The organism is Paeniglutamicibacter sp. NPDC012692, assembly GCF_042901625.1.
Taxonomy (GTDB): Bacteria; Actinomycetota; Actinomycetes; order Actinomycetales; family Micrococcaceae; genus Paeniglutamicibacter.
The window spans coordinates 402,722-415,391 of record NZ_JBIBDE010000004.1; the positions used below are offsets into that span (position 1 = coordinate 402,722).

10 protein-coding genes are annotated in these 12,670 nt (G+C 69.9%); 6 read left to right on the top strand and 4 right to left on the bottom strand.

Annotated features, from left to right (window positions below; all coding sequences use genetic code 11):
• Positions 1-168: 168 nt before the first annotated feature.
• The 4 genes from ACFY5D_RS16125 to ACFY5D_RS16140 all read right to left on the bottom strand — a co-directional run bounded on the left by ACFY5D_RS16125 (position 169) and on the right by ACFY5D_RS16140 (position 5,158).
• Positions 169-2,028, bottom strand: a complete 1,860-nt coding sequence (locus ACFY5D_RS16125; protein ID WP_387531977.1) for an ATP-binding cassette domain-containing protein — start codon at positions 2,026-2,028, stop codon at positions 169-171.
• Positions 2,025-3,122 (bottom strand): FecCD family ABC transporter permease, encoded by a 1,098-nt coding sequence (locus tag ACFY5D_RS16130; RefSeq protein WP_387531980.1) that lies wholly within the window; start codon positions 3,120-3,122, stop codon positions 2,025-2,027. The genes ACFY5D_RS16125 and ACFY5D_RS16130 overlap by 4 nt, the downstream gene beginning before the upstream one ends.
• Positions 3,123-3,320: 198 nt before the next feature.
• On the bottom strand, positions 3,321-3,548 hold the full coding sequence (locus ACFY5D_RS16135) for an acyl-CoA carboxylase epsilon subunit (protein WP_387531983.1): 228 nt from the start codon (positions 3,546-3,548) through the stop codon (positions 3,321-3,323).
• Positions 3,545-5,158, bottom strand: coding sequence for an acyl-CoA carboxylase subunit beta (locus tag ACFY5D_RS16140; RefSeq protein ID WP_387531986.1), 1,614 nt, complete (start codon positions 5,156-5,158; stop codon positions 3,545-3,547). Before ACFY5D_RS16140 ends, ACFY5D_RS16135 begins: the two co-directional genes overlap by 4 nt.
• A 194-nt stretch (positions 5,159-5,352) precedes the next feature.
• On the opposite strand from ACFY5D_RS16140, the gene ACFY5D_RS16145 reads away from it, so the two are divergent.
• From ACFY5D_RS16145 to ligA, 6 genes are all read left to right on the top strand, one after another.
• A complete protein-coding gene (locus ACFY5D_RS16145; protein WP_387531988.1) occupies positions 5,353-6,213 on the top strand; it encodes an SDR family oxidoreductase in 861 nt (286 codons plus the stop codon).
• Between the two features lie 51 nt (positions 6,214-6,264).
• Positions 6,265-7,131: a biotin--[acetyl-CoA-carboxylase] ligase gene (locus ACFY5D_RS16150; RefSeq protein WP_387531991.1), complete on the top strand. Its 867-nt coding sequence runs from the start codon at positions 6,265-6,267 to the stop codon at positions 7,129-7,131.
• Between the two features lie 122 nt (positions 7,132-7,253).
• Positions 7,254-7,841 carry a hypothetical protein gene (locus tag ACFY5D_RS16155; RefSeq protein WP_387531994.1) on the top strand — a complete coding sequence of 196 codons (588 nt, stop codon included), beginning with the start codon at positions 7,254-7,256 and terminating at the stop codon, positions 7,839-7,841.
• A complete protein-coding gene (locus tag ACFY5D_RS16160; RefSeq protein WP_387531996.1) occupies positions 7,834-9,099 on the top strand; it encodes an adenylate/guanylate cyclase domain-containing protein in 1,266 nt (421 codons plus the stop codon). Before ACFY5D_RS16155 ends, ACFY5D_RS16160 begins: the two co-directional genes overlap by 8 nt.
• Before the next feature lies 1 nt (position 9,100).
• Complete coding sequence (locus ACFY5D_RS16165; protein ID WP_387531999.1) at positions 9,101-10,213, top strand: PP2C family protein-serine/threonine phosphatase; 1,113 nt, start codon at positions 9,101-9,103, stop codon at positions 10,211-10,213.
• A gap of 126 nt (positions 10,214-10,339) precedes the next feature.
• Positions 10,340-12,646, top strand: coding sequence for an NAD-dependent DNA ligase LigA (gene ligA / locus ACFY5D_RS16170; protein WP_387532095.1), 2,307 nt, complete (start codon positions 10,340-10,342; stop codon positions 12,644-12,646).
• The last annotated feature ends 24 nt before the right edge of the window (positions 12,647-12,670 follow it).

Consider the following 12,670-nt stretch of genomic DNA (forward strand, 5'->3'; position numbering starts at 1 on the left):
AACACCGGCAGAGACCCCGGCTCCGGCCCTGCCGTTTGCACGTATTTCCGGCGCGCCGGCAAGGCGCAAGACCCGGCCTTCCTGATCCCTTCCGGATACACGAATGCCTTCGGGGTCCGCCACGTGGCGGACCCCGAAGGCGACGGGAGGTGTTGCGGGGCGGCGGCCCTAGAACGCGTCGGGGTGAAGCCCGGCGGCAATCTGCTCCACGGCCCGGAGGTTGCCCCAGGTGCCCGGCATGACGTCGTCGGAGTCGATGGCCACCAGTCGGTTGTTCTTCACGGCGTCCAGTTGCGGGAACCTGGTGCGCAGGAAGTCGCGTGTGGCCTGCTCGTGGGCCTTGTCGATCGTGGTGAAGACGATGACCTCAGGGTTCTTGGCGACCAGCGTCTCGGGGGAGATGACGGAGGAGAAGAACTGGGCAAACGCCTTGTCGTCGGGGCTGAAGACGTTCTCGCCCCCGGCGACCTCGATCATGTTGTACTCGATGCCCGCGCCGATCGCGGCGATGGTGTTGCCCTCCACGAAGAGCTCGGCCACGGTGGGCTTCGCCAGGCCGGAGACCCGCTGCGTGACGCCGTCCAGGGTTCCCCGTGCCTCGCCGGCCAGCGTCGATGCCTGCCCGTCGACGCCGAATACCGCACCCATGTTCTCGATGTCGGTGAGCAGGTCCGTCACCTCGGCGCTGCTGCGGCGTTCGGGGCAACCTGCGGTGGCGATGTAGGCCTGCGCGCCGGCGGCCTTGAGCTGGTCGATGCCGGCGAAGCCCTGTTCCGCGGTGAACTCGTATCCGGTGGGCGAGTAGACCAGGTCCGGGGTGACGCCCAGCAGCACCTCGCGCGAGGGCGGTCCCTGCTCGCTCAACTGCGTGGCGGTGCCGAGGTCCGCGAGTTCGGGCGTGAGCGCCCGGCCCTTGCTTTGGGCCTCGGCGACGACCTTGTCCGCCTGGCCCAGACGCACCAGCATCTCGGACTGGCCCGGCGTCATGGCCACGGCACGCTGCGGCACCGCATTGAAGGTGAGCGTGCGGCCGCAGTTCTCGATGGTTTTCGCGGCGCCGGCGGATTCCGTCGGCGCCGTGGCGGAGACCGCCTGGCCGCATCCGGCCAGCAGGGTTCCGCCCAGCAGCAGGCCGGAGGCGAGAAGAAGGTTTCTGTTGTTCATGCGAGTTCCTTGTTTTGGTTTGGGTTCGTGGTCGGAATGTCGTTGCGGAGCAGCAGCCACGGGAGCAGCAATCGCCGGCGCCGCATGCACCTGCTCCCGGGCGAGCCGGGCGACGGCGATCAGTGGCCGGCCGGTGAGCGGATGCTCGATCCTGCGCGAGTCGACGCCGAAGCCGGCCCGGATGGCGTCCTCGTCGAGCACCTCGTCAGGGTGGCCGACGGCCTGCAGTTCGCCCGCCCGCAGCACGGCCACGCTGTCGCAGAATTCGGTCGCCAGGTTCATGTCGTGCAGGGCGGTGAGCACCGTGAGCCCGCGCGAGGTCGCCAGCGACATGAGCTCGAGCTGGAAGGAGATGTCCAAGTGGTTGGTGGGTTCGTCCAGAACTAGCACCGGGGTCTGCTGCACCAGGGTCCGGGCCAGCAGCACGCGTTGCTTTTCCCCGCCGGAGAGCCCGGCGAAGTAGCGCACGGCCAGGTGCGCGGCCCCGACCTCGCGCAGCGCGGCGTCGATGAGGTCGTGGTCGGCGGGGGAGTCGGAGCCGAATCCGCGCTGGTGCGGCACCCTGCCCAGCATCGCCATCTCCCGCACGGTGATGGGAAACTCCTGGGTGGATTCCTGGGCCATGACGGCGATCCGCCGGGCCAGCTCGCGCCCGTCGAGCGACCTGACATCCGCCCCGTCCACACGCGCCACCCCGGAGGAGGGCTTCCGGGCGCGGTACAGGGTGCGCAGCAACGTCGACTTGCCGCAGCCGTTGGGGCCGAGCAAGCCCAGCACCGTGCCGGAGGGCACCGTCAGGGAAACGTCGTTCACGATCCGGCGGCCCCCGAGGGTGACGGACACATTCTCGAAGGAGACGTTCATCGGTCCACCCCCGCCGCGCGGGCGCCGGAGGTGCGCATGAGCCAGAGGAAGAACGGGGCGCCGACCGCGGCCGTGAGGATGCCCAGCGGGATCTCGGCCGGCTGGGCCACGGTGCGGGCGAGCAGGTCGGTGAACATCAGGAAGAGCGCGCCGCCGGCGATGGCCAGCGGCAGCATCCTCCGGTGGTCCGAGCCGACGATCATGCGCACCGCGTGCGGAACCACCAGGCCCACGAAGCCGATGCCGCCGCACACCGCAACGGTGGTGGCGGTCAGCAGGGCCGTGGCCAGCAGCAGTGTCCGGCGCATGGAGGTGACGTTCACGCCCAGCGCGACGGCAGTTTCATCCCCGGCGAGCATGGCGTTCAGGGCCCGCGAGCGCAGCATGGCATAGACCCCGACTCCCGCGAGGGCGAGCGCGGGCAGGATGAGCTGCGGGTAGCTGGCCGCGGAGACGCTGCCGAGCAGGAAGAAGAGCACGCTGTAGACGTTCTGCGCCTCGGTGGTGATGGTCAGGAAGTTGGTGACGGCTGCCAGGAGCGACCCGAGGGCGACTCCGGCCAGGATCAGCCGGGAGGGTGCGATCATCCCGCCCTGTCGGGCCAGCAGGTACACCAACACGGTGGCCCCTGCGGCCCCCGCGAAGGCCGCCGCGTTCAGGCCCAGCCCGGCCACGGCGGTGGAGCCCGCCACGATGGCCAGCACAGCGCCGACCCCGGCTCCGGCGGAGACGCCCAGGATGTAGGGCTCGGCCAGCGGATTGCGGACGTTGGTCTGCAGCAGCGCACCGGCCAGCGCCAGGGAAGCCCCGGCAATTCCGGCAAGCAGGGTGCGCGGCAGGCGGAAGTTCCAGACGGCCTGGTCCTGCGAGACCGTGATGGTGCCGTCGTTCATCCACGCCATGCCCGGAACCAGGTGCCCGGTGATGATCTTCGCGGCCTCAGGCAGGCTGGTGGCCAGCGGCCCGGTGCTTGCTGAGATCAGGATGACCAGCACGATGCCGGCGGACAGCAACCAGGTGGCGCCGTGCCGCCGCCACGCTGCGGGCGCCACGGGGCGCGGAGGGTTCAGGGCTGTTATCGGGGAAGCTTTCACGCTTCACACCATACAGTAAATGAGAATCATTATCGTTAAAGGTTTCGACGGGTTGCCATCGGCCGAGGCTTTGCGGTCCAGCGCTGTGATGCCCGCCGCGGGTGGAGGCCTGCCCGGAACCCGGAGCGGGATCGCCCGCTTGTTAAAAAAGACACCCCCTGCATCCCGCCGACGGCGGATTGCAGGGGGTGTCTCGGGTTAGCGGCGGCCCGAGCGCCACGGCTGCGGGGCGGTGGCAAGCAGCCGCCGGCGCTGCATGCGGCTGCGGCGCACGGTGCCGGAACGGGTCTCCGGCTCGGCGGCCGAACCCGCGCTTTGCATGGCCGCGACGACCGCGGTGACCGCGGCGATTTCCTCGGCGGTCGGGGCGCCGTGCGTGAAGCGCAGGGAGGACTCAGCCGGAGCCTGGTGCTGGTTGCCGATCACAGCGGGATGTTCCCGTGCTTCTTGGCCGGCAGCGCCGCGTGCTTGTCGCGGGTGGCGCGCAGGCCGCGCACGATCTGCAGGCGGGTGTCGCTCGGGGCGATGACCGCATCGACGTAGCCGAGCTCGGCCGCCTGGTACGGGTTGAGCAGTTCCGCCTCGTAGCCCTCGATGATGGCGGTGCGCCGTGCCTCCACGTCGCCGCCCTCCGCGGCAACCGCCGCAAGGTCGCGGCGGTAGAGGATGTTGACCGCGCCCTGGGCGCCCATGACGCCGATCTGCGCCGTCGGCCAGGCCAGGTTGATGTCCGCGCCGAGCTTCTTGGAGCCCATCACGATGTACGCTCCGCCGTAGGCCTTGCGGGTGATCACGGTCAGCTTGGGCACGGTGGCCTCGGCGTACGCGTAGAGCAGCTTGGCGCCGCGGCGGATGATGCCCTGGAACTCCTGGTCCTTGCCCGGCAGGAAGCCCGGGACGTCCACCAGGGTGAGGATCGGGATGTTGAAGGCGTCGCAGTGGCGCACGAAGCGTGCGGCCTTTTCGGAGGCGGCGATGTCCAGCGTGCCGGCGAACTGCATCGGCTGGTTGGCGACGATGCCGATCGTCGAGCCCTCGACGCGGGCGTAGCCGATCATCACGTTCGGCGCGTAGAGCGACTGCATCTCCAGGAAGATGCCGTCGTCGACGATGTGCTCGATGACCTTGCGCATGTCGTACGGCTGGTTGGCCGAGTCCGGGATCAGCGTGTCGAGCTCGAGGTCCTCGGCGGTGAGCTCGAGTTCCTCGTCGAACTCGACGGACGGGGCCTCGGAGATGTTGTTGGAGGGCAGGAACTCAAGCAGTTCCTTGCAGAACTCGATCGCGTCCTGCTCGTCGGTGGCCAGGTAGGTGGCGGTGCCGGTGGTGGCGTTGTGCTGGCGGGCGCCGCCCAGGGTCTCCATGTCCACTTCCTCGCCGGTGACGGTCTTGATGACGTCGGGGCCGGTGATGAACATGTGGCTGGTCTTGTCGACCATGATCACGTAGTCGGTCAGCGCCGGGGAGTACGCGGCGCCGCCGGCGCAGGGGCCCATGATCAGCGAGATCTGCGGGACCACGCCCGAGGCGTGCACGTTGTTGCGGAAGATGTCCGCGAACATGGCCAGCGAGGCCACGCCCTCCTGGATGCGCGCGCCGCCGCCGTCGTTGATGCCGACGACCGGGCAGCCGTTGCGCATCGCGAATTCCTGGACCTTGACGATCTTCTCGCCGTTGACCTGGCTCAGCGAGCCGCCGTAGACGGTGAAGTCCTGCGAGTAGACGGCGACCTGGCGGCCGTCGACGGTGCCGTAGCCGGAGACCACGCCGTCGCCGAGCGGGCGCTTCTTCTCCATGCCGAAGGCGTTGCTGCGGTGCACGGCCAGGGCGTCGAACTCGATGAAGGAACCCTCGTCGAGCAGCATGTCGATGCGCTCGCGGGCGGTGTGCTTGCCCCGTGCGTGCTGCTTCTCGATGGCGTCCTGCCCGGAGGGGGCCTGCGCGAGGGCCTCGCGGCGGCGGAACTCGGCGATCTTGCCGGCCGTGGTCGACAGGTCGATCGATTCCGTGAGGTCGTCGATGCGGCTCTGGGTCATCCCGGGGCTCCCTTGGGGTAGTTGCGTAGTAGGAAAGGCACAATAACTATGCCACCTCGGCCAGTCTAGTGAGGGTTTGGGTCGATTTGTGTGTAGGAACCCTACAAAATCGCTCCGTGTTGGGGGCCGAGTCGTCCATAAAACAAGTTACTGGCGGGTAGCTTGTGGGTGCCGCGTGGCGTAACGTGTGTCACATGAGTGAACCACGACGCGACATCATCGCCGCCAACGCGCGATCCCTGAAGGGCAAGACCATCCTGATGAGCGGGGGGAGCCGCGGCATCGGCCTGGCCATCGCCCTGCGCGCCGCGGCCGATGGCGCCAATGTGGCCATCATGGCCAAGACCGGCACGGCCCATGCCTCCCTGGAGGGGACGGTCCACACCGCCGCCGCGCAGATCGAGGCGGCGGGCGGCGCCGCGCTGGCCATCGTGGGGGACGTGCGCAACGACGAGGACGTGCTCGGCGCCGTGGCACAGACGGTCGAACGCTTCGGCGGGATCGACGTGGTGGTCAACAACGCCTCCGCGATCGACCTCTCCAAGACCGACGACGTGTCGATGAAGAAGTACGACCTGATGATGGACATCAACGTGCGCGGCACCTTCCTGCTCTCCAAGACGGCGCTGCCGCACCTGCGCGCCAGCGACAACGGGCACATCCTCACGCTGTCGCCGCCGCTGAACCTTGACCCCAAGTGGGCCGGCGCGCACCTGGCGTACACCATGGCCAAGTACGGCATGTCGCTGACCACCCTGGGCCTGGCCGAGGAACTGCGTGAATCGGGCATCGGCGTGAACTCGCTGTGGCCGGCCACGCTGATCGACACCGCAGCCATCCGCAACATGCCCGGCGGCGAGCAGCTGGTGAAGGCCGCTCGGTCCGCGGACATCGTCGCCGATGCCGCCCGCGCCATCCTCACCAGCCCGGCCGGGACCTGCAGCGGGAACTTCTTCACCGACGAAGCGGTGCTGGCGGCGGCGGGGGTGGCCGACCTGGGCGGCTACTCCATGGGCGCACCCGAGGACCGGCTGGTCCCCGACATCTTCCTCTGACCGCCGCACCCGGGGGTGCCGGCCGGCGCGGAGGTGGCTAGGCTTGTGCCCATGAGCCCCGAACCAGCACCCGTCCAGCGTCCGCCCCTCGATGCAACCCGCGTGCGGGAAGCGATGAAAAGCCGCGGCATGGGGGAGCTGTGGGTCAGCCGGGCCACCGGGTCCACCAACGACGACCTCGTGGAGCGGGCCAAGGCCGGGCGGTTGGCCCACCTGAGCGTCGAGACCACCGAGCACCAGGAGGCCGGGCACGGCAGGCTCGGTCGCGGCTGGGAAACCCCCGACCGCAGCGCCCTGGCCGTCAGCATCTACTTCCGCCCGGACGCGGGATTCGACCCCGCCGGGCTGCCCTGGCTCTCGATGCTCTGCGCCACGGCCATGGTGCGGACGCTCTCCGAACGGGCGGGGCTGGCGGCCGGACTCAAGTGGCCGAACGACGTGGTCGCCGGCGGCCACAAGCTCTGCGGCGTGCTGGCGCAACTGGTGCTCACGGCCGACGGGCCCGCGGTGGTGGTCGGGGCCGGGCTGAACGTCAGCCAGGACCGTGCGGAGCTGCCCGTTCCCACGGCCGGTAGCGTCGCCCTGCTGGGGGGCCGCACCACCGACCGGACCGAACTGATGGCCGGCTACCTGGACCGGGTCGCCGAGCTCTACGCCGGATTCGCCGCGGTGCACGGGCATGCGGATGAGCCCGGCCCCGGGGACCGGGTGTCGCTGCGGCAGGCCATCGCCCGGCACATGGTGAGCATCGGGCACGAGGTGGACGCCCACCTGCCCGACGGCACGGTGCTGCGCGGCACGGCGGAGGACCTCGGCGCCGAGGGCGCGCTGGTTCTGCGAGACGCGGCCGGAAAGCTGCACCACGTGCTGGCCGCCGACGTGTTCCACCTGCGCCGCAGCGACGGCAGCTACGTCTAAGGAGCGGCAAAACACGTGGAGAACCGGGGGGTTCTGGCCTAAGCGTGGGTGCACTGGCCCTACGATGGATGGGTAGGGATAGACCGGCACACACAACCGGTGTGGGGCCGAAGGAGCCGGACGTGAAGCTGATACTGGAAATGCGCGAACGCGTGATCGTGAAGACGCGCGCGCACCCCCGCGCGCTGCGCGGAGCGCTGCTGCGGTTTTTCCTCCTGCTGGCGGCAACCAGCTTCCTGGCCGGGCTGCTGATCCGCACCGACCTGCCGGATTGGGCCGCCGAGGCCAGCCCGCTGCTGCTCGCCCTGCTAGCGGTGGTCTTCTGCGTGCTGCTGGTCATCTGGTGCCTGCGCCCGCTGGTCCGCTGGGCCGGCACCTACACCTACCTGACCACCGAACGCATCGTGACAAAACGCGGCCGATCCGCCGCCGGCCAGCGATCCATCGGCCTCTACGCGATCCAGGACATCGTGGCGCTGACGGGCAGGCGCGCCCCGTACGAGGCACCGGGCACGCTGCAGATCGTGCTGGCCGAACAGCGAATCAACATCCCGCACGTGCCCGCCGTGCAGAAAATGCGGGAGCTTGGCATCGGCGCGATAACCGCCCTGCCACACTTCCCCCGGGTTGATGGTGTAAACATGGAAGAGCGCGTTGAACAGGATCAACCAGCGCACCCACAGCAAAGAGATTGGACTGAGCATGAGTGAGCGGTCGCAGGCAACGGGTTCACAGCCCGTTGCACCCACCGCTGCCCGTGATGCGGCACGTGCCCAGGCCATGCGCCAGCCGAGCGACGGCGAGGACCTCGGCGGCGCCGAAGCACCGGCACCGGAGGCTGCGCGGGACATGCCGGCGCTCGCCGACCCCATCGCCGACCTCGCGGCGGCCATGAGGCGCCCCGAGCAGGTCGACCAGACGACCCCTGCCTCCTCGCGCGACGCCGTGCGCGAACTCGAACGCCGCCTGCTGGGCGCCGATCGGACCATGAAGCGACGCGAGGTCGCGGCCGCGGCCGGCGTCTCGCTGCTCTCCGCCCGCAAGATCTGGCGCGCCCTGGGCTTCCCGAACCTCGGGGACGAGGAGGTCTTCTTCACCGAGGTCGACGAGGGCGCCCTGGAGCTGATGCTCGGCATGGTCCGCAAGGGCATGCTCACGGAGGAAACCGCGATCTCGTTGACCCGCTCGATCGGCCAGATGACTGACCGCATGGTGGTCTGGCAGGTCGAGGCGCTGGTCGAGGACATGGTGCAAAACCAGAAGATGAGCGACCCGGAGGCCCGGCGCAACCTGGTGAACCTGCTGCCGGACCTGATCGACCCCATCGAGCAGATGCTGGTGTACTCCTGGCGCCGCCAGCTCAACGCCGCCGTGCACCGCCTGGCGGTGCGCGCGGAAACCGGGCTGGCCGCCTCCGAGGAGGGCCGCGACGGCTCCGAGGACGACATCTCGCTGCCGCTGGCCCGCGCCGTGGGCTTCGCCGACCTGGTCTCCTACACCTCGCTGTCCCGCCGCATGAACGAGCGCACGCTGGCCCAGCTGGTGCAGCGCTTCGAGTCCAAGTGCGCGGAAATCATCTCCGTCGGCGGCGGCCGGCTGGTCAAGACCATCGGCGACGAGGTGCTCTTCGTCGCCGAAACCCCGCAGGCCGGCGCGCTGATCTCGCTGGCCATGTCCCGGGAGTTCGCGGCCGACGAGCTGCTGCCCAACACCCGCGTCTCGCTGGTCTGGGGCCGCATTCTCTCGCGGCTGGGCGACATCTACGGGCCCACCGTGAACCTCGCGGCGCGGCTCACCTCGCTGGCCGAGCCGGGCACGGTGCTCACCGACGAGCTCACCGCCTCCACGCTGGCCGGCGACGACAGGTTTGTCCTGCACCCGCTGGAAACCACGGCCGTGCGCGGCTTCGGCGACATCAACCCGGTGCGCCTGGCCCCGGGAACCGGAACGGGACTGGTGCTGGACTGACATGCACACGCAGATGGGCCGAATCCACGGCGCTGCACTGACCGACATCGGGTTGCGGCGCGCCGTGAACGAGGACGCCGTCCTCAGCGCCCGGAGCATCTTTGCGGTGGCCGACGGCATGGGCGGACACGAGGCGGGGGACCTCGCCTCGCGGCTGTGCATCGAGACCCTGGCGCAGATCGCCGTGGACCCGGCGGGAGTCGGGCCCACCGGGCTTCCGCACGCCCAGGCGGTGCTGGCACAGGTCGAGCGGGCCGACGCGATGATCCGCGATGCCATCGGTTCCCGCGGCGGGACCACGCTCTGCGCGCTGGCCCTGGTCAGCTGCGAACCCGGCGGCGGCACCTGGCCGCAGGAAAAGCCCGCGGCCGTCACCACGATTCAGCTGCCTGTCCAACCCGATGCCGCCGCGGCGCCGCAGGCGGAGGTGTCCCCGGCGCGCTACCTGGATGCGGTCCAGGAGGCGCATGTGCATCCCGGCGATGCGGTGTTCCACCACGGGGCGGCGGGACCCGCGGAGCCGGCGCCGACCACCGACGTGCTGCCCTACACGCCCGCGGCGGGCGCCGGAACCCCCGCCGTGACGCGGCTGGATGGCGGGGAACAAACCCCCGAAAACCAGCGCGGGGCAACCCAAGGTGCCGTTCCCCAGGGCGATCCATCACGGGACCCCGAGCCGGGCGAGGAACCCGCGGTGCGGCTGATGCTGCTGAACGTGGGCGATTCCAGGGGCTACCGCCTGCGCGACGGTCGGCTGACCCAGTTGACGCTCGACCATTCGGCGGTGCAGGAGCTCATCGACGCCGGAAGCATCACCGAGGCCGAGGCCCGCATCCACCCGCAACGCAACCTGATCACCCGCGCGCTGGGTGCCGGGGGCAACTCGGTTCCCGACTCGCAGTTCCACGAGCTGGCGGCCGGGGACCGCTACCTGCTGTGCAGCGACGGACTCACCGGCGAGGTCGATCCAGCCGGCATCGAGCGCATCCTCAACGAGACGCCGGACCGCGCCGAGGCGATGGCCCGGCTCGTGGACGCGGCCCTGGCCAGCGGCGGCCGGGACAACATCTCGGTGGTCATCGTCGACGTTTCGGAGCCGGGCCAGGCCGCCTGAGCCGCCCCTCCGCACCCCTGCCACGCCACGCACGAGCACCGCAATGGCGGCCACGTCATCACGCGAGGCGCGATCGTGGGGCAAAATGGGAGGGTGAGCCACCAAGAAGCGACCCAGCCCGCAACCATGACCCAGCAGCCGGAGCCAATCCCGGGTGCCGACCCGACCGTGGACTTAGCCTCCGGCGACGGCCTGCCCAGCGAGGCCCTGCGCGCCGAGTACCATGACCTCATCGACCAGGTCCGCAAGCACCGCGCCGCCTACTACAACAACGACGCGCCGCTGATCTCCGATGCGGAGTTCGACCAGCTGTACTCGCGGCTGGAACTCATCGAGGCCCAGCACCCCGCGATCGTCGCCAACGACTCGCCGACCCAGGAAGTCGGCGGCGAGGTCTCCGCAGCCTTCACCCCGGTCGAGCACCTCTCGCGCATGTACTCCCTGGAGGACGTGTTCTCGCTGGAGGAGGTCGTGGCCTGGGGCGAAAAGACCATGGCCAACGCGGCGCTGCGTGCCGCCGGGCACCACCTGAAGTGGCTCTGCGAGGTCAAGATCGACGGCCTGGCCGTGAACCTGCTCTACCGCAACGGCAAGCTGGTGCGCGCGGCGACCCGCGGCGACGGCACCACCGGCGAGGACGTCACGCACAACGTGCTGACCATCAAGGAGATCCCGACCCAGCTGGCGGGGGAGAACTGGCCCGACGAGGTGGAGGTGCGCGGCGAGATCTTCATCCCCTCGGCCGAATTCGCCGCCTACAACGAGGCGCTCATCGAGGCCGGCAAGGCCCCGCTGGCCAACCCGCGCAACGCGGCGGCCGGTTCCATCCGCCAGAAGGACCCGGCGGAAACCGCCAAGCGCCCGCTGAAGATGTTCGTGCACGGCCTGGGCGTGCGTGCCGGGCTCGAGACCGCCACCCAGTCCGAGACCTACGCGCTGATGGCCTCCTGGGGCCTGCCGGTCTCCCCGTACTCCAAGGTCGTCGACACGCTCGACGAAGTGCTGGGGTTCATCGCCGCCAACGGCGAACACCGCCACGACCTGCTGCACGAGATCGACGGCATCGTGGTGAAAACCGACGCGTTCGAGATCCAGCGCAACCTGGGCTTCACCTCCCGCGTGCCGCGCTGGGCCGTGGCCTACAAGTACCCGCCCGAGGAGGTCAACACCAAACTGCTGGACATCCAGGTGCAGGTGGGCCGCACCGGCCGGGTCACCCCGTTCGGCATCATGGAACCGGTCAAGGTCGCCGGCTCCACCGTGGAGCGCGCCACGCTGCACAACCAGGACGTCGTCAAGGCCAAGGGCGTGCTGATCGGGGACACGGTGATCCTGCGCAAGGCCGGCGACGTGATCCCGGAGATCGTCGGCCCGGTGCTGGCGCTGCGCGACGGCAGCGAACGCGAGTTCGTCATGCCCACCACCTGCCCCTCCTGCGGCGAGCCGCTGGCCCCGGCCAAGGAGGGCGACGTGGACATCCGGTGCATGAACGCCGAGTCCTGCCCGGTGCAGCTGACCGAGCGCGTCGCCCACCTGGGCGGGCGCGGCGCGTTCGACATCGAGGCGCTGGGCTACGAGGCGGCGCAGGCGCTCACCGTCGGCCCGGGCCCGGACCCTGCGGAGAACGGCGGCGTGATCGCCCCGGCCGGCCCGGGCCCGATCACCTCCGAGTCGCAGGTCTTCGCGCTGGCGGAAAGCTACCCGGACCCGGCCCTGCGCGAGGCGCTGGCCGGCGTCAACGTGTGGCGCGAGATCCGTTCCAAGGGCGCGGGCACCGGCAAGTTCCAGCTGGTCCCGTACTTCTACACGAAGGCCACAGCCAAGAAGGAATCCGTCCCGTCCAAGACCACCGCGAAGCTGTTCACGGAGCTGGACAAGGCCAAGTCCCAGCCGCTGTGGCGGGTGCTGGTGGCGCTGTCCATCAGGCACGTGGGTCCCACCGCCTCGCGCGCCATGGCCACCAAGTACGGGTCGATGGATGCCATCCGCGAGCAGCTCGCCGCCCCGGACGCGCGCGAGGCGCTGGCCGAGGTCGACGGCGTCGGCGCGATCATCGCAGACGCGCTGATCGAGTGGTTCTCCGTCGGCTGGCACAACCGGATCGTCGACGAATGGGCAGCCGCCGGGGTGCTGATGAAGGACGAGCAGGACGAGTCGATCACCAAGCACCTCGAGGGCATGAGCATCGTGGTCACCGGGACGCTGCCGACCTACAGCCGCGATGCGGCGAAGGAAGCGATCATCATCCGCGGCGGCAAGGCCGCAGGCTCGGTCTCCAAGAACACCGCCTACCTGGTGGCCGGCGAGGCCGCGGGGTCCAAGCTGGACAAAGCGATCAGCCTGGGCGTGCAGGTGCTCGACGAGGAGGGCTTCAAGCTGCTGCTCGACGGCGGGCCCGAGGCCGTGGAGGGACGCCCGAACCCCGAGGCCTGACCGATCGGCCGATCGGTCGGTTCA

Excerpts from the sequence above, each read along its gene's own strand:
- ACFY5D_RS16150 (WP_387531991.1), top strand. The coding sequence starts at position 6,265 with ATGAGCCCCGAACCAGCACCCGTCCAGCGTCCGCCCCTCGATGCAACC.
- ACFY5D_RS16160 (WP_387531996.1), top strand. The coding sequence starts at position 7,834 with ATGAGTGAGCGGTCGCAGGCAACGGGTTCACAGCCCGTTGCACCCACC.
- ACFY5D_RS16140 (WP_387531986.1), bottom strand. The coding sequence starts at position 5,158 with ATGACCCAGAGCCGCATCGACGACCTCACGGAATCGATCGACCTGTCG.
- ACFY5D_RS16145 (WP_387531988.1), top strand. The coding sequence starts at position 5,353 with ATGAGTGAACCACGACGCGACATCATCGCCGCCAACGCGCGATCCCTG.
- ligA (WP_387532095.1), top strand. The coding sequence starts at position 10,340 with ATGACCCAGCAGCCGGAGCCAATCCCGGGTGCCGACCCGACCGTGGAC.
- ACFY5D_RS16165 (WP_387531999.1), top strand. The coding sequence starts at position 9,101 with ATGCACACGCAGATGGGCCGAATCCACGGCGCTGCACTGACCGACATC.
- ACFY5D_RS16125 (WP_387531977.1), bottom strand. The coding sequence starts at position 2,028 with ATGAACGTCTCCTTCGAGAATGTGTCCGTCACCCTCGGGGGCCGCCGG.